Annotated in this window: 16 protein-coding genes; 11 read left to right on the forward strand and 5 right to left on the reverse strand. The window is 64.3% G+C overall.

Annotation, left to right across the window (positions count from 1 at the left end; all coding sequences use genetic code 11):
• The first annotated feature begins 7 nt into the window (after positions 1-7).
• Positions 8-538, forward strand: coding sequence for an O-acetyl-ADP-ribose deacetylase (locus FJ430_RS27070; protein WP_140702963.1), 531 nt, complete (start codon positions 8-10; stop codon positions 536-538).
• Between the two features lie 271 nt (positions 539-809).
• Positions 810-2,774: an acetyl/propionyl/methylcrotonyl-CoA carboxylase subunit alpha gene (locus tag FJ430_RS27075; protein ID WP_140702961.1), complete on the forward strand. Its 1,965-nt coding sequence runs from the start codon at positions 810-812 to the stop codon at positions 2,772-2,774.
• A 121-nt stretch (positions 2,775-2,895) separates the two neighbouring features.
• Here FJ430_RS27075 and FJ430_RS27080 read toward each other — a convergent pair whose 3' ends face one another.
• On the reverse strand, positions 2,896-4,017 hold the full coding sequence (locus FJ430_RS27080) for an ABC transporter substrate-binding protein (RefSeq protein ID WP_140702959.1): 1,122 nt from the start codon (positions 4,015-4,017) through the stop codon (positions 2,896-2,898).
• A 371-nt stretch (positions 4,018-4,388) separates the two neighbouring features.
• The gene (locus FJ430_RS27085) at positions 4,389-4,655 is read right to left on the reverse strand and encodes a sel1 repeat family protein (RefSeq protein ID WP_027164869.1); all 267 of its coding nucleotides are present in this window, start codon (positions 4,653-4,655) and stop codon (positions 4,389-4,391) included.
• A gap of 179 nt (positions 4,656-4,834) precedes the next feature.
• Here FJ430_RS27085 and FJ430_RS27090 point away from each other — a divergent pair, with 179 nt between their 5' ends.
• From FJ430_RS27090 to FJ430_RS27110, 6 genes are all read left to right on the forward strand, one after another.
• Positions 4,835-5,080 (forward strand): hypothetical protein, encoded by a 246-nt coding sequence (locus FJ430_RS27090; protein ID WP_140684689.1) that lies wholly within the window; start codon positions 4,835-4,837, stop codon positions 5,078-5,080.
• Positions 5,081-5,093: 13 nt separating this feature from the next.
• Complete coding sequence (locus FJ430_RS27095; protein WP_140643610.1) at positions 5,094-5,435, forward strand: DUF2147 domain-containing protein; 342 nt, start codon at positions 5,094-5,096, stop codon at positions 5,433-5,435.
• A gap of 198 nt (positions 5,436-5,633) precedes the next feature.
• Complete coding sequence (locus FJ430_RS31655) at positions 5,634-5,768, forward strand: hypothetical protein (RefSeq protein WP_264296032.1); 135 nt, start codon at positions 5,634-5,636, stop codon at positions 5,766-5,768.
• A 65-nt stretch (positions 5,769-5,833) separates the two neighbouring features.
• Positions 5,834-6,028 carry a hypothetical protein gene (locus FJ430_RS27100; RefSeq protein ID WP_140702957.1) on the forward strand — a complete coding sequence of 65 codons (195 nt, stop codon included), beginning with the start codon at positions 5,834-5,836 and terminating at the stop codon, positions 6,026-6,028.
• A 333-nt stretch (positions 6,029-6,361) separates the two neighbouring features.
• Entirely contained in the window at positions 6,362-7,819 is a 1,458-nt protein-coding gene (locus FJ430_RS27105) for an AMP nucleosidase (protein ID WP_226892259.1), read from the forward strand.
• A gap of 97 nt (positions 7,820-7,916) precedes the next feature.
• Positions 7,917-8,954 (forward strand): endonuclease/exonuclease/phosphatase family protein, encoded by a 1,038-nt coding sequence (locus FJ430_RS27110; protein ID WP_140702955.1) that lies wholly within the window; start codon positions 7,917-7,919, stop codon positions 8,952-8,954.
• 30 nt (positions 8,955-8,984) lie between these two features.
• Here FJ430_RS27110 and FJ430_RS27115 read toward each other — a convergent pair whose 3' ends face one another.
• The gene (locus tag FJ430_RS27115) at positions 8,985-9,581 is read right to left on the reverse strand and encodes a DUF922 domain-containing protein (protein WP_140702953.1); all 597 of its coding nucleotides are present in this window, start codon (positions 9,579-9,581) and stop codon (positions 8,985-8,987) included.
• Positions 9,582-9,732: 151 nt separating this feature from the next.
• On the reverse strand, positions 9,733-11,412 hold the full coding sequence (locus FJ430_RS27120; protein WP_140702950.1) for an electron transfer flavoprotein-ubiquinone oxidoreductase: 1,680 nt from the start codon (positions 11,410-11,412) through the stop codon (positions 9,733-9,735).
• Between the two features lie 251 nt (positions 11,413-11,663).
• On the opposite strand from FJ430_RS27120, the gene FJ430_RS27125 reads away from it, so the two are divergent.
• The 3 genes from FJ430_RS27125 to FJ430_RS27135 all read left to right on the forward strand — a co-directional run bounded on the left by FJ430_RS27125 (position 11,664) and on the right by FJ430_RS27135 (position 14,364).
• On the forward strand, positions 11,664-12,302 hold the full coding sequence (locus FJ430_RS27125) for a hypothetical protein (protein WP_140702948.1): 639 nt from the start codon (positions 11,664-11,666) through the stop codon (positions 12,300-12,302).
• 202 nt (positions 12,303-12,504) lie between these two features.
• On the forward strand, positions 12,505-13,437 hold the full coding sequence (locus FJ430_RS27130; protein WP_140702946.1) for a uracil-DNA glycosylase family protein: 933 nt from the start codon (positions 12,505-12,507) through the stop codon (positions 13,435-13,437).
• Between the two features lie 114 nt (positions 13,438-13,551).
• Positions 13,552-14,364 carry a helix-turn-helix domain-containing protein gene (locus tag FJ430_RS27135; RefSeq protein ID WP_140702944.1) on the forward strand — a complete coding sequence of 271 codons (813 nt, stop codon included), beginning with the start codon at positions 13,552-13,554 and terminating at the stop codon, positions 14,362-14,364.
• A 4-nt stretch (positions 14,365-14,368) separates the two neighbouring features.
• Here the strand turns inward: FJ430_RS27135 and FJ430_RS27140 are convergent, their stop codons facing one another.
• Complete coding sequence (locus FJ430_RS27140; RefSeq protein WP_140703630.1) at positions 14,369-15,316, reverse strand: DMT family transporter; 948 nt, start codon at positions 15,314-15,316, stop codon at positions 14,369-14,371.
• Positions 15,317-15,446 lie beyond the last annotated feature (130 nt).

Consider the following 15,446-nt stretch of genomic DNA (forward strand, 5'->3'; position numbering starts at 1 on the left):
AAGTTTCATGGGCGCTCTCGGCGACAGGATCCGCATCCACACCGGCGACATCACCAGGCTCGCGGTCGATGCCATCGTCAACGCCGCCAATTCATCGCTGCTGGGTGGCGGCGGCGTCGACGGGGCCATCCATCGCGCGGCAGGGCCGGAGTTGGTCGCCGAATGCCGCATGCTGCATGGTTGCAAGACCGGTGACGCCAAGCTGACCAAGGGTTACCGGCTGCCGGCGCGCTATGTCATCCACACGGTGGGGCCGGTCTGGCAAGGCGGCGGCAAAGGCGAGGCGGAGCTGCTCGCCTCCTGCTATAGGCGTTCGCTCGAAATCGCCCGCGACCATGACTGTCGCACCATCGCCTTCCCGGCGATCTCGACCGGCATTTACCGCTTTCCCAAGGACGAAGCGACCGGGATCGCTGTTGGTGCCGTAAGCGCCTTCCTGGGGCAAAATGCGCTGCCGGATACGGTTACTTTCTGCTGCTTCGACGAGCAGACGGCGGAGTTATATCGGCAGGCCGTTGCGGCCATTGGGGAGAGCTGATCTTGGAGCAAAAGGCTCAGTACAGGCAAATTCAGATGATCAGCTGGAGAGGCTGGCGGGACAGCGCCCCCCTCTGTCCTGCCGGACATCTCCCCCTCTTGGGGGGAGATCGGACGTCACGACGGCTTTCGCCAATCGCTATCGTTGAAAAGAGAGCGGCTGCGCCAAAGCTGCCAATCTCCCCCCTAGTGGGGGAGATGTCCGGCAGGACAGAGGGGGGCGCGAAGGTATGCCGTCGTCGCCCGAGACACACCCTGGCTGCGGAGGCTCCATGTTCGGCAAGATCCTGATCGCCAACCGCGGCGAGATCGCCTGCCGCGTCATCCGCACCGCCCGCAAGCTCGGCGTGCGCACCGTTGCCGTCTATTCCGATGCGGACGCCAAGGCCCTGCACGTCGAGATGGCCGACGAGGCGGTGCATATCGGCCCCTCGCCCGTCGGCGAGAGCTACCTGCGCGGCGACAGGATCGTGGCGGCGGCGCTCGCCACCGGCGCCGAGGCCATCCACCCCGGCTACGGCTTCCTGTCGGAAAACCCCGATTTCGTCGACCGGGTGACGGCGGCAGGCCTTGTCTTCATCGGCCCTTCCGCCGCCTCGATCCGCGCCATGGGCTTGAAGGACGCCGCCAAGCGGCTGATGGAAACAGCCGGCGTGCCGGTGGTGCCCGGCTATCACGGCGAGGCGCAGGAAATCGTGCTGCTTGCCTCCAAAGCGAGCGAGATCGGCTATCCCGTTCTGATCAAGGCGCGGGCCGGCGGCGGCGGCAAGGGCATGCGGCGCGTCGACCACCCCGACGATTTCTCGGAGGCGCTTTCCGGCGCGCGGCGCGAAGCGAAAGCGGCGTTCGGCGACGATCGCGTGCTGGTGGAAAAATATGTCGACAAGCCGCGTCACATCGAAGTGCAGGTGTTCGGCGACAATTTCGGCAATGCCGTGCATCTTTTCGAACGCGACTGCTCGGCGCAGCGCCGCCACCAGAAGGTGATCGAGGAGGCGCCCGCCCCCGGCATGACGCCGGCGCTGCGCAAGGCGATGACGGAGGCGGCCGTGAAGGCCGCCAAGGCGATCAATTATTCGGGCGCCGGCACGATCGAGTTCATCGTCGACGCCTCTCAGGGGCTCAAGGCCGACCGCTTCTGGTTCATGGAGATGAACACGCGGCTGCAAGTCGAACACCCCGTCACCGAGATGGTCACCGGCATCGATCTCGTCGAATGGCAGCTTCGCGTCGCGTCCGGCGAAAAACTGCCGAAAACGCAGGGCGAGATCGCGCTTGCCGGCCACGCTTTCGAGGCGCGCCTCTATGCCGAGGACGCCGCGAAAGGGTTTTTGCCGGCGACGGGCACGCTGCATCATCTCAAGTTCCCCGACGCTGCCCCGGAAGGCGCCGCGATGCGCATCGAGACCGGCGTGCGCGCCGGCGATGCGATCTCGCCCTTCTACGACCCGATGATCGCCAAGCTGGTTGCGCACGGCGAGGACCGGGCCACGGCGCTCGGCGCGCTTCGCGATGCCCTCGCCCGGACCGAAGTCGCCGGCTCGACCGTCAACACCGCCTTCCTGGCGGCGCTCGCGGCCGACGCCGATTTCGCGGCCGGCGACGTCGATACCGGGCTGATCGGCCGGCATCAGGAGGCGCTCACCACCATTCCCGGGCCGGGCGACGAGACGATCGCCGCGGCGGCGCTGGCCGCGATGGATGCCGGCACGCCGGGTCCCGCCGCTGATCCCTGGTCCACGCTTTCCGGCTATGCGCATTTCCACACGCTGTCGCGCCGCATTCGCCTGCGCCATGGCGAGGAGAACATCCTGGCCAGGGTTTCGGCACGGCCGGACGGCCGCTTCCAGGTGGCGCTGGAGGCACCGCATGATGCGGTGAACACGCACGACTTGCGGACCATGCCGCATGCCGCCCGCTGGCCCGGCCACGTCACCGTCTTCGAGGGCGCGGTCGGCTATACGTTCACGGTTCCCGATCCGCTTGCCAAGGCCGACGAGGCGGGTGCCGCCACAGCCAACCTGCGCGCGCCGATGCCGGGCCTGGTCAAGCTGGTGCGCGCCGCTGCGGGCGATGCCGTGATCAAGGGCCAGCCGCTCTTGATCCTCGAAGCCATGAAGATGGAGCATATGATCGCCGCCCCGCATGACGGCGTGATCGCCGAGATCGCGGCCGAGGGCGCACAGGTCAGCGACGGCACGGTGCTGGTCCGGTTCGCGGAGGACGGCCAGAGCTGAAGTGCTGAATGGTAAATAGCTATGTCGGCGGGAGCCCCGGCCTCGCCTGTACGTCAATGCCACGGCACAAACGAAAAATGGCCGGGACGAGCCCGGCCATTTCCTCGATTGCGGAACCAAATTACGGCTGGATCGGCGCGTATTTGCCGTCGTGCCACTGGTTGATGTCGTAGCTCGCGTTCTTCAGGTCGCCCTTCTCGTCGAAGACGACGTCGCCGACGACGGTGCTGATCGGCTTGCCGTCCTTGAGCGCCTCGGCCACCTTGCCCGGATCGTCAGTGCCGGCGCGCTTGACGCCTTCAGCCACGGCCTGGATCACCGCATAGGAGAACAGCGTGAAGCCTTCGGGCGTGAAGCCGCCGGCCTTAATCTTGGCGACGGCGTCCTTGGCTTCGGGCTTCGACTGCGGGTCCGACGGGAAGACGAACATGGTGCCTTCACCGGCCGGGCCGGCGACCTGCCAGAATTCCGGCGAGGCGATCGAGTCCGGCATGATCAGCTGGAACTTGACGTTCTGCTCGGCCGCCTGACGCAGGATCAGACCCGCCTCCGGGTGATAGCCGCCGAAATAGACGACGTCGGCCTTGAGTTCCTTCAGCTTGGTGACGAGAGCCGAATAGTCCTTCTCGCCGGCATTGATGCCTTCATAGTCGACTTCCTTGAGGCCGCCGGCATTCATCGTCGCCTTCACGGCATCGGCAACACCCTGGCCGTAGGCGCTCTTGTCGTGCAGGACGACAACGTTCTTGCCGGCGTATTTCTTGGCGATCCAAGGGCCGATGAAGGCGCCCTGCGCGTCGTCACGCGTGTAGAGGCGCATGATGGTCGGCCAGCCGGCCTTGGCCGCGGCATCGGTCAGCACCGGGTTGGACGAGGCGGGGCTCATCATCAGCGTGCCGGCTTCGGCATAGACGGCCGAGGCCGGAATGCTCGAGCCCGAGCAAGCATGACCGTCGACGAACTTGACGCCGTTGGCGACGATGCGGTTGGCGACCGAGACCGCCTGCTTCGGATCGCACTGGTCGTCCTCGATGTCGAGCTTGATCTGGGAGCCGTTGACGCCGCCAGCGGCATTGATCGCGTCGGCGGCAGCCTGCGCGCCCTGCTTGAACTGGTCACCGATGGTGGCGAGTTGGCCGGTCATCGGGCCGACCACCGAAATGGTGATGTCGTCGGCGAAGGCAACCGAGGCGCTCATCATCAGGCCAAATGCGGCCGCGCTCAAAATACCCAATTTTTTCATGACTATAAGAACTCCTCCACTTGCGCGCGCCGCTCCGGCCGCGCTTCTTCCACAGAGCCGGGACAATTTCACCCTTCGCCGAAACTGTCGAGAGCACAATGCGGAAGGTTTTGGTTCATTTAGGCGTGGATTTCTTGGGCCACGCGGCCGATTACCAAACGTAATGCAAAAAGCCGCGCCGGCCTTGTCCCGGCCGGTCGCGGCTTTTTTGCAATCGAGCTTCCCCGGCGCCCCCGCGCCTGAACCCCGCTCGCTTCCCTGTTTTTGCGTGGCTTCGGTTGTCTCAACCTGCCGCGTTCTCGTTCTTCTTGACCGGCCGTCTTTTCGCGGCCTTGTCCCAATGAATTTCCGAGCGCTGCGCGCGCTCAGGATCAGTGCATCGTCATCCATTCGCGCGCTTCGCGCAGCGCCGTGGCGATCTCGACTTTCGACATGGTGGCCGACAGCTCCGAGCGCAGCTCGGCGGCGCGGGCCGAGCCCTTGATCGCGGCGATGTTGAACCATTTGTGGGCGGCGACGACATCGGTCTCGCAATCGCGGCCGGTCGCATACATCATTCCCAGTTCGAAAAGAATGTCGGCCTGGGCAGTTGCCCCCATGGCGCCGAAGCCGTCTTCAAGCATTTCAAAGCGTGCCATTTCAATCCCCTGTCTGGCTCCCGAGAGCTGCCTCCTTTTCCCTTGGTATCCCTTTGGGGCGGGGCGCTCTTTCGATGCTTTCGAGGATGACGGCTGGCCTTGAATCCGTCGTTAAACGGCTTGCTTAATTTGAGGAAAACAAAGCTAAAACAAGAGGTAAACGCGAAAAACTGTTAAGCATGGGAATCCAGCGTTTCAGCCATTTTGCGTCAAATTCGATGAAAATTGCCGCGAGTGGAATCAAGACTTCGCTAACCACGGAAACCGAAGCGTTTTTCCGGTCCCGTTTATTTTCAGCCATCCGCGCGGCGAAAATCCTTGCAACCTTCCGTGGCGGCACCGCTTTTGTTTTGGCGGGAGCTGGATTAGCTTTACCTTTGCGTAAGGGGCAGGAAGGCGGACCGGAGCCCGCCGCAACCCCATAGGGAGGAGGACAAGATGTTTCGAAAGATGAGCCTGGCCCTGGCGGCCACCTTGATCATGGCGGGCGCCGCATGGGCCGACCCGATCGAAGGCAGTTGGAAGACGCAATCCGGCGAGACGGCGACGATCGGCGGCGGCGGCTCGTTCTCCATCACGCTCAAGACCGGCAAATATGCCGGCAAGACGATCGGCTCGATGAAGGCGACTGGCGACAACAAATATGCCGGCAACATCACCGACCCGGCGAACGACAAGACCTATTCCGGCAAGGCGACGCTCACGGGCACGACGCTCAAGATGAGCGGCTGCGTACTCGGCGGCCTGATCTGCAAGAGCCAGACCTGGCATAAGCTCTGATCGCCAGATTCCAGATCATCCGAAATGGGGCCGAACGGCCCCGTTTTCTTTTGGAGCGGCAGCGCTCCGCCGGACCGGCGCTGCGCCACCGGCACCTATTCAAGACCTCGTCAATCAATTTGAACCGCAGATGAATACCGGTCTCAGAACCGGTTCAGAGGCATTCCCGCATTCTCTCCCGCATCGAAGGAGAGAGAAATGCTTGCCCGTCGCTTCACCATCGTCTGCCTGCTGATGAGCCTGTTCGGCATGTTCTTCGCCATCCTGGTGGCGGAGGCTGGCCACCCTATTCGCTCGTGGGAACGGCCGGTGCCTGCATTGTCGGCTTCGTGAACCAATTCAAGCGCTGAAACGACCAAGCTGGAAATCGACCAAGCTGAAAACCGGGGACCACCAAAATGAACCGCATCGCCGATAATGCAATGAAGATCCTTCGGCTGCTGCCACGGGCGACGCTCATCCTGATGCTGCTCGCCGCCCCGGTGCTGGCCGTGCCGATGATGCGCGCCGACACCGGCAACAGGATCGAGGCACCGCTGCACAAGAACACCAGCGTAGGCTTCGTGCTGCTGATCAGCCTGCAGCGCGGATAAGGTGTGTCGATATTCAGGTGAGGCCGGCCTGCGAAAGGCGGCTTCCGGTGCTCACATACCTTAAGTACGCTCCGCTCCGGCCTTCGCCGGCCGAAGCCCTCATAAATGTCTCCGTCCTATGAAGGCTACGGCCGGCGTAGGCCGGTTCTCGGAATCCACCGTTCTCGACTCGGGCCTGACCTGAATCTCGTCACACCTTGAATCGGAGCGACAACAAAAAATCTCCAGCTGGGTCGCGGTTCCTGTCCGCTCACCCCTCCCAACCGCTCTTCCAAATCTCTATATTGAGCCATGGAAAAGCGAATCTACCCCCAAGCCATCGAATCGGTCGTCATGCCGGAGCCTTTCGGCAAGCAGAGTTTCCACGACGCAAAAAAGGCCGTCGCGGCGCTGCAGACGCTCTACGACCGCAACACCAAATTCCTGCGCGATTCCTTCGCCGCACTGGCGGCGGGCGGCGACGAGAGCAGGCGCTACCGGGCCTTCTATCCGCAGATCGGCGTCACCACGACCTCGTTCAGCCAGGTCGACTCGCGCCAGGCCTATGGCCATATGCCGACGCCCGGGCATTTCGCCACCACGATCACCCAGCCGCAACTGTTCGAGAACTATCTCATCGAGCAATTGAGGCTCATTATGCGCAATCACGGCGTGACGGTCACGGTGTCGGAATCGACCACGCCAATCCCGCTGCATTTCGCCTTCCTGGAAGGCACCTATGTCGACGGCGCGGCCGCCGAGCGCATCAAACGGCCGATCCGCGACCTGTTCGACGTGCCGGACCTCGACGGCACCGATGACCAGATCGCCAACGGCACATTCGAGGTGGCGTTCGGCGAGCCGCGGCCGCTGGCGCCGTTCACCGCGCAGCGCATCGATTATTCGCTGCACCGCATGACGCATTACACGGCGACCAGCCCGCAACATTTCCAGAATTTCGTGCTGTTCACCAATTACCAGTTCTACATCGACGAATTCGTGGCGCGGGCCCGCGAGTTGATGGCCAGTGGCGACAGCGGCTATGTCGAATTCATCGAACCCGGCAATGTCGTGACCCGGAACGGAGCAACAGAATCGGAAGGCACACCGCCGCAGCGCCTGCCGCAGATGCCGGCCTACCATCTGAAGAAGCCCGGCCATGGCGGCATCACCATGGTCAATATCGGCGTCGGCCCATCCAACGCCAAGACCATCACCGACCATATCGCGGTGCTGAGGCCGCATGCGTGGGTCATGCTCGGCCATTGCGCCGGCCTGCGCAACACGCAGGCGCTGGGCGACTATGTGCTGGCGCATGCCTATGTGCGCGAGGACCATGTGCTCGACGACGACCTGCCGGTCTGGGTGCCGATCCCGCCCTTGGCCGAAATCCAGGTGGCGCTGCAGGAAGCGGTCGCCGAGGTGACCGGTTTGTCGGGCTACGACCTCAAGCGCATCATGCGCACCGGCACCGTCGCCACCATCGACAACCGCAACTGGGAGCTGCGGGACCAGCGCGGGCCGGTGCAGCGCCTGTCGCAGTCGCGCGCCATCGCGCTCGACATGGAATCGGCCACCATCGCCGCCAACGGCTTCCGCTTCCGCGTGCCTTACGGGACGCTGCTGTGCGTCTCCGACAAGCCGCTGCATGGCGAACTGAAGCTGCCCGGCATGGCGACCGAGTTCTACAAGCGGCAGGTGGCGCAGCATCTCACCATCGGCATCAAGGCGATGGAGAAACTGGCCGAGATGCCGATGGAGCGGTTGCATTCGCGCAAGCTGAGAAGCTTTTCCGAGACGGCGTTCCAGTAATCGCCAACTTTTGACCCGCGAGGCAATTCGTCGTCTTGCCCGGGCCGCAATTTGGCCGATAAGCGGTCCGAACGGATAGCCGGAGCGGTTGGAGCAAATGACAACGGGCGGCGCGCGCTTGAGCATGATGGCTCAGCTGACATTCCTGGCGATTATGGCATGCTCGGCCGCGCTGCTGGCCGGATTCTTCGGCGCGCTGCATCCGGCCTTCGATTCCTTCTCGCATTTCCGCATGCATCTGAGCGTGCTGACGGCCTTGCTCGCGCTGGCGCTGCTTGCCGGCCCCTACCGGCTGCAGGCGGTCGCGGCGCTGGTCTTCGCCATCGCCTGCTTCGCCACGACGACGAACGCGCTGCCAAGATTGTCGACGCAGCAGGCGGTCGCAAAGCCGGCCGACGGGATCGTCTATAGCCTGCTGCAGATAAACCTGCGCTTCAACAATCCGACGCCGAAGAAGGTGTTGTCGCTGATCGGCCGGACCAATCCGGACGTCATCACGCTCGACGAAGTGTCCGGGATGTGGGCCACGGAGATCGGCTATATTGCCAGCGCCTATCCCTATCGGATCCTTTGCGACTATCCCAACGGCATATTCGGCGTCGCGTTGCTTTCGCGCCGTCCCTTCGCCGCCGGCACCGCGCCGCGTTGCGAGCCGCGCGGCGCGATGGCGACCGCCACGATCGATTTCGGCGGCATTCCGGTCAACGTCGCCGCGATCCATCTCAGCTGGCCGTGGCCGAAGGAGCAATACTGGCAGATCGGCGAACTGGCGGAACCGCTGGCCAGGCTCGGCGAGACCGCCATCATGGCCGGCGACTGCAACGCCGTGCCGTGGAGCGCGGCGGTGCGGCGGGTGGCGCGGCTTAGCGGCATGACGCTGATGCCGTCGGCCGGACCGACCTGGATCCACCGGACGTTGCCCGACGTCCTGCGCCGCTATGCGGGCCTGCCGATCGACCAGGTTTTCAGCAAGGGCGGGGTGACGATCCTGTCGTCGGTCCGAATGGAGGACACCGGCTCCGACCATCTGCCTGTGCTGGTCGAATTCACCCTGCGGTCCGACAGCAACGCGCCCGAGGACGAGCACAAGTCGGCGCTGGCGGCGAATGGCGCACCGGACGAGCCGCGCAGCTGACGCCCTCCTGATACGCGAACGGACTGAAGTTCAGTTCTTCCCCATCAACGCGTCGACCAGTTGCTCGACATGGCCGCCGTCGCGGTGCTCGCGCGCGTCGAAGGCATTCTGCCTGGCCTCGTAGTCGGCATAGATCGTGTCGATGCGGCGCCTGGCGTCCCAGCGAAGACCGGTGCAGAACCAGTTGTCTTGCCGCTCGAGCCCGGCGAGCGCCGTCTCGGTCGCCCGCATCATCTGCTTGGCGATGCGGCCATGGGTATGCTCGTGCTGGCGCACGCCGGCCATGAAGCGATCCCAGCGCCTGCGCAGGACCGGACCGGACGGGGACATGCGGCGCGGAAACGTGTAGGTGATGTCGATCGTGCCGTTGGCCTGCCGCAGCCGGCAGATGCCATTGTCGCGCGTCACATCGAGCTTCCAATGCACAGCGTAGCCGGTCTCGGCGATGGCGCGCGTGGCATGGCCGTGCCTCGGCCCGAGGCCGTCCATCGCCTCGATCAGTTCCGCGCCGGTCTTGCCGGCGACGTCGTAGGTGCGCACATGCACGGTCAGCCTGGTGCCGGCGGAGGCGGCCCCGGACAAAAGCACGCCGGCAGCAGCTAATATCGCCAGGCTGATGCGCCGCATGTCCGCCTCCTTGTTCGGGGCGAAGCAGACCACACTCGGCGCGCGGCTTCAACGGCCTTGGCCGATAAGGCGCGGATCACACATGCGCCGGTAGACCGGGCCCTCGCCGGCTTTCTCTTTGGCGGCGGTCGAGACGGCCCGGTCGGGGCGATCACATCCCCTGATAAACCGGGCCCTCGCCGCCTTGTGGCGGCACCCAGTTGATGTTCTGGTTCGGATCCTTGATGTCGCAGGTCTTGCAGTGCACGCAGTTCTGCCCGTTGATGACGAAGAGCACGTCCTTGGCCGCCGGATCGGCGGCGGCGTTGCCGTCCTTGTCCACCCATTCATAGACGCCGGCCGGGCAGTAGCGGGTCGAGGGACCGGCGAAGACATCGTGCTCTGAACGCTGCTGCAGCGCCATGTCGGCGACGATCAGATGGGTCGGCTCGTTCTCCTCGTGGTTGGTGTTGGAAAGAAACACCGAGGAGAGCCGGTCGAAGGTCAGCACGCCATCCGGCTTCGGATAGGCGATCTTCTGATGCTTGGAGGCCGGCTCGAGCGTCGCATAGTCGGCCTTGCCATGCTTCATGGTTCCGAAGGGCGAAAAGCCGAACAGCGTGTTCAGCCACATGTCGAGACCGCCGATGCCGACGCCGACAATGGTGCCGAAGCGCGACCAGAGCGGCTTGACGTTGCGGACCTTCTTCAGGTCCTTGCCGATATCGGTGCCGCGCCAGGCTTCCTCATAGGAAGCGAGCTCGTCATTGGCACGGCCTCCGGCAATCGCCTCGGCCACATGCTCGGCCGCCAGCATGCCCGAGAGCACCGCGTTGTGCGAACCCTTGATGCGCGGCACGTTGACGAAGCCGGCAGCACAGCCCATCAGCACGCCGCCCGGGAAGGACAGCTTCGGCACGGACTGCCAGCCGCCCTCGGTGATGGCGCGCGCGCCATAGCCGATGCGCTTGGCGCCCTGGAAGGTGCCGGCGATCGCCGGATGTGTCTTGAAGCGCTGGAACTCGTCGAAGGGTGAGAGATAGGGGTTCTTGTAGTTCAGGTGGACGACGAAGCCGACCGCCACCTGGTTGTCCTCGAGATGGTAGAGGAAGGACCCACCGCCGGTCTTCATGTCGAGCGGCCAGCCGAAGGAATGCTGCACAAGACCCGGCTTGTGGTTCTCGGGCTTGACCTGCCAGAGCTCCTTGAGGCCGATGCCGAACTTGCCCGGCTCGCGGCCGTCGGCAAGCCGGTATTTGGCGATAAGCTGCTTGGACAGCGAGCCGCGCGCGCCTTCGCCGATCAGCACGTATTTGCCTATCAGCGCCATGCCGGGCGCGTAAGCCGGGCCGTGCGTGCCGTCCTTCTCGACGCCCATGTCGCCGGTGATGACGCCGGTGACGGCGCCGGCGTCGTTGTAGACGAGGCTTGCCGCGGCGAAGCCCGGATAGATCTCGACGCCCAGCGCCTCGGCCTTGGTCGCCAGCCAGCGACAGACATTGCCCAGCGAGACGATGTAATTGCCGTGGTTGTTCATCAGCGGCGGCATCAGGAAGTTGGGCAGGCGGAACGAGCCGGCAGGGCCAAGCACCAGGAAATGGTCCGCGGTCACAGGCGTCTTGAACGGATGATCGCCCTCCTCGCGCCAGCCGGGCAGCAGGCGGTCGATGCCGATCGGATCGACGACCGCACCCGACAGGATATGGGCGCCGACCTCGCCGCCCTTCTCCAGGACGACGACGGAAAGGTCCGGATTGAGCTGCTTCAGACGGATCGCGGCGGCAAGGCCGGCGGGACCCGCACCGACGATCACCACGTCGAATTCCATGCTCTCGCGTTCGATTTCGCTCATCGGCCCCTCACTGGCTCGCCATGTTTTCGCATTGTGCTGGCTCACGCGCTGCATAGCGCATCAATTCGCGACGCGAAACCGGCGCTGACGTGACAACGCCGATTTCGACAAAAAGTCGCGGTTTTGCCTACGAAACGGTCGCCGCGCAGGCCATGGCCAAGCATAGGCCAGCGCCAATCGGATGGAAGGCCAGGCCGCGTCCGCATGTTTTTAATTGTTCGACGGCTTGGTTATCGGCAATACTTCGCACCATGCGCAGTCCAGAGCCAGCCGGCTTTCCATCGAAGCGCTTACTCTTCACGCCAGGCATGGCCTGGCGCGCGGTTCTTCCACTCCTCTTTTTGTCCGTGCCGGCGGAGGCCGATCCGGTGAAGGTCTGGGCCACCGGCGCCTATTCCTTCTCCGACGAACTGGGCGGCTTCCGCATCACGGGTGCTTCCGGCATCGGCACCAAGGAAGACCCGCTGATCATCAGGGAGGAACTGAACACGGCGACGCCGGTGACGCTGACGATCCGCGCGACCAAGCCGATCGAGCCATTCGGCAAGGCAGGCCAGGTCGCCAACGGCGTGATGTATATGCGCATCGACGTGCTCAACAACAGCGCCCTGCCCTGGGTGGAATTCCAGTTCGAGCTGCAGGAAATCCTCGACCAGCCAAGCGTGTTCGGCGACGGCCTTTCCTTCGACCAGCGCAACAAGACGCCCGACAACATCTGGTCGAGCAATTTCGCCGATTTCGACCGCCGGTTCGAACCCTATGACCAGCTGCTGTTCAAGAACGGCAAGGTCGACCCGCTGAAGGCGGCGACCTTCGACTTCCTGATCACCGACTACACGCCGCGCTGGACGTTTTACATCGTGCAGGATCCGCGGATACCGACTGGGTGAAAGCATATCGATATTCAGGTCAGGCCGGCCTGCAAATGGCGGTTTCCTGCGCTTCCGGTGCTCACGTACGAAAAGTACGCTCCGCTCCGGTTCTCGGAAACCACCATTTTCGACTCGGCCTGACCTGAATCTCGACATGCTCCAATACAGGCGAGCGTGGCTTAACCTTGCAAATCGGCGCCGCGCGGACGATGGTGGCGCCATGACTGCCGCCTCCCCCAGCACACCAGCCGAGATCGCCGAACTGCTCGCCTTTTATGCCAGCGCCGGCGTTGACGAGGCGCTTGAAGACGCGCCGGTCAATCGGTTTGCCGAAGCGGCGGCGAAGTCGGTCGAACGCAGGGCTGCCGAGCGGACGCCAGCCGCGCCGCGTCGCGAGGCCGCGCCCGAGACCCGAACGGCATCCGGGAAGGGTCCGGAGCGGCCCCAGGCGCCCGAGCCACCAACGCCATCATCCGGCCTCGACGCGCGCAATATTCCGAACGCTCCGGCGCGCATGCCGGCCGCCACCGTTCCCGACGAGGCGCAGGCGCTGCTTGCCCGGCAACTGGCCGCAAGCGCCTCGACGCTCGAGGAACTGCGCCAGCACATGGCCGGCTTCGACGGCTGTAATCTCAAATTCACCGCCAAGAACCTCGTCTTCGCCGACGGCAATCCGAAAGCCGAGCTGATGCTGGTCGGCGAGGCGCCGGGCCGAGATGAGGACCTCGAAGGTCTGCCCTTTGTCGGCCGCTCCGGCCGGCTGCTCGACCGTATGCTCGCCGCTATCGGCCTCGACCGCAACTCGGCATATATCGCCAACGTCATTCCGTGGCGGCCGCCGGGCAACCGCACGCCGACACCGCACGAGACCGAAATCTGCCGGCCGTTCATCGAAAGGCAGATAGAACTGGTCAATCCCAAGGTGCTGGTCAATCTCGGCGGTCCGTCGGCCAAGACGCTGCTCAATACGACCGAGGGCATCCTGCGCCTGCGCGGCAACTGGCGGGTGCACACGACGGCGTCGGGCATAGCCATTCCGGCGATGCCGACGCTGCATCCGGCGTATCTGTTGAGAACGCCGGCGCACAAGAAGCTGGCCTGGCGGGATTTTCTCGAGGTCAAGGCGAAGTTGCGGGGGTTGGCGATTGGCTAATCTCCCCTTGTGGGGGAGATCGGACGTCGCCTCGGGCTTCGCCAATCTCCAAGACGGCAACCATAACCTCCCCGGTAATTGAAACGCTCCGCCCGCCGCCCTACTCATTCTCCCATGACCACATCCGACCCTTCTGCCGGAAGCCTCATCCGCGAGTGGCGCACGCGGCGGCGCATGAGCCAGCTCGACCTCGCCATGGAGGCCGATATCTCGCAACGGCATCTCTCCTTCGTCGAAAGCGGCCGAGCCCAGCCTTCGCGCGACATGGTGCTGCATCTGGCCGAGCAGCTGTCGATTCCACTGCGCCAACGCAATCAACTGTTGCTTGCCGCCGGCTTCGCGCCGAGCTTCAGCGAAAAGCCGCTGACCGATGCGACGCTGGCGCCGGCGCTTGCCGCCGTCGAGACTGTGCTCAAGGGCCACGAACCCTTCCCGGCGCTGGCGGTGGACCGGCACTGGAACCTCGTTTCGGCAAACACCGCGATTGCTCCGTTCCTCGCCGACATCTCCGAAGCATCGCTTCTCGCGCCGCCGGTCAATGTGCTGAGGCTCAGCCTGCATCCGGGCGGTGTGGCGCCGCGCATCGTCAATCTGGCGGAGTGGCGCGCGCATCTCATCGAGCGGCTGAAGCACCAGAACGACGCCACCGGCGACCCGGTGCTGATCGAGCTGGAGCGCGAATTGCGCACCTATCCGTCCGGCCTGAGGAGCAGCCGGCCGGCGCCGGTCGAACCGAGCGGCATCGTGCATCCGCTGCGGCTCGCGCATGGCGATCAGGTGCTGTCGTTCATCAGCACGATCACGGTCTTCGGTACGCCGCTCGACGTCACGCTGTCGGAGCTGGCAATCGAATCTTTTTTCCCCGCGGATGAGCAGACAAGGACGGTGCTGGTGCGATTGGCGAAAGAGCGGGCGACCGCTTCGTAGGCCTTCACCCCTGCGGCGGCGTGGCCGTCCTGATGCGCGTGCGCTCGAGGCCCAGTTGCCGCTCGCGCCAGATGATGAAGATACCGGCGGCGACCACGATCACGCCGCCCGCAAGGGTGTTCAGCGAGGTCACGTCGCCGAAGACGAAATAGCCGACGACGACGCCGAGGATCATCGAGGTGTATTCGAAGGGCGCCACGACCGAGGCTTCGGCATGGCGGTAGGCCGCCGTCATCAGGATCTGGCCGAGCCCTCCGCAGAAGCCCGCGACAACGAGGAGCGCGGCCTGCATCGGCGTCAGCGCCTGCCAGCCGAAGGGCAGCGTGAAGAGCGACAGCACTGAAGCGGTCGAGGAGAACCACAGCACGATGGTCGCCGTCTTCTCCGTCTGCACGAGATTGCGCACCAGAAGCATGGCGACCGCCGAGATCGCGGCAGCGATCAGCGCGGCCATGACGCCCAGCACCTCCTGGTCGTCGAGGCCTTCATCGGAATTGAGCAGCGTCAGTTCGGGCCAGGAGATGATCAGCACGCCGGCAAGGCCGACCGCGACCGCGCTCCAGCGGTAGACGCGGATCGTCTCGCCGAGGAAGAGCGAGGAGAACACGACGACCAGCAGCGGCTGGGCGTAGTTCAGCGTGATCGCTTCCGGCAGCGGCAGCCTGGTCAGCGCGAAGAAGCCGAGTCCCATGGCGCCGACGCCGACCACACCGCGCGCGACGTGGTTGAACGGCCGTCTCGTCGTGAATGCCGTGGCCAATTCACCCTTGAAGGCCAGGAAGGCGATGATCGGGAAGATGGCGAAGAAGGAGCGGAAGAAGACGATCTGCCCTGCGGGCACGTCGCCGGCCGCCTTGATGCAGGTTTGCATGCCGACGAAGACCGCCACCGAGACGATCTTCAGCGTAATGCCGCGCAGCGTATTGTGGCCGACGGCATGATCGACGGTCATCTTGCCTCGTAAGGATAGTCGGGAAACGAAGCCGCGAAATAGGCCAAGAGCAATTCCAGGAAAAGTGTGTAACGGTTTTCCGTCCGGAATTGCGAAACACGACCTATGCCGCAGTTTTGTCGAGTGGCCG

The organism is Mesorhizobium sp. B2-8-5 (assembly GCF_006440675.2).
Lineage (GTDB): Bacteria > Pseudomonadota > Alphaproteobacteria > Rhizobiales > Rhizobiaceae > Mesorhizobium.

Excerpts from the sequence above, each read along its gene's own strand:
- FJ430_RS27090 (WP_140684689.1), top strand. The coding sequence starts at position 4,835 with ATGGGAATCCAGCGTTTCAGCCATTTTGCGTCAAATTCGATGAAAATT.
- FJ430_RS27085 (WP_027164869.1), bottom strand. The coding sequence starts at position 4,655 with ATGGCACGCTTTGAAATGCTTGAAGACGGCTTCGGCGCCATGGGGGCA.
- FJ430_RS27070 (WP_140702963.1), top strand. The coding sequence starts at position 8 with ATGGGCGCTCTCGGCGACAGGATCCGCATCCACACCGGCGACATCACC.
- FJ430_RS31655 (WP_264296032.1), top strand. The coding sequence starts at position 5,634 with ATGCTTGCCCGTCGCTTCACCATCGTCTGCCTGCTGATGAGCCTGTTC.
- FJ430_RS27130 (WP_140702946.1), top strand. The coding sequence starts at position 12,505 with ATGACTGCCGCCTCCCCCAGCACACCAGCCGAGATCGCCGAACTGCTC.
- FJ430_RS27135 (WP_140702944.1), top strand. The coding sequence starts at position 13,552 with ATGACCACATCCGACCCTTCTGCCGGAAGCCTCATCCGCGAGTGGCGC.
- FJ430_RS27120 (WP_140702950.1), bottom strand. The coding sequence starts at position 11,412 with ATGAGCGAAATCGAACGCGAGAGCATGGAATTCGACGTGGTGATCGTC.
- FJ430_RS27125 (WP_140702948.1), top strand. The coding sequence starts at position 11,664 with ATGCGCAGTCCAGAGCCAGCCGGCTTTCCATCGAAGCGCTTACTCTTC.
- FJ430_RS27115 (WP_140702953.1), bottom strand. The coding sequence starts at position 9,581 with ATGCGGCGCATCAGCCTGGCGATATTAGCTGCTGCCGGCGTGCTTTTG.
- FJ430_RS27105 (WP_226892259.1), top strand. The coding sequence starts at position 6,362 with ATGCCGGAGCCTTTCGGCAAGCAGAGTTTCCACGACGCAAAAAAGGCC.
- FJ430_RS27110 (WP_140702955.1), top strand. The coding sequence starts at position 7,917 with ATGACAACGGGCGGCGCGCGCTTGAGCATGATGGCTCAGCTGACATTC.
- FJ430_RS27100 (WP_140702957.1), top strand. The coding sequence starts at position 5,834 with ATGAACCGCATCGCCGATAATGCAATGAAGATCCTTCGGCTGCTGCCA.
- FJ430_RS27075 (WP_140702961.1), top strand. The coding sequence starts at position 810 with ATGTTCGGCAAGATCCTGATCGCCAACCGCGGCGAGATCGCCTGCCGC.
- FJ430_RS27080 (WP_140702959.1), bottom strand. The coding sequence starts at position 4,017 with ATGAAAAAATTGGGTATTTTGAGCGCGGCCGCATTTGGCCTGATGATG.
- FJ430_RS27095 (WP_140643610.1), top strand. The coding sequence starts at position 5,094 with ATGTTTCGAAAGATGAGCCTGGCCCTGGCGGCCACCTTGATCATGGCG.
- FJ430_RS27140 (WP_140703630.1), bottom strand. The coding sequence starts at position 15,316 with ATGACCGTCGATCATGCCGTCGGCCACAATACGCTGCGCGGCATTACG.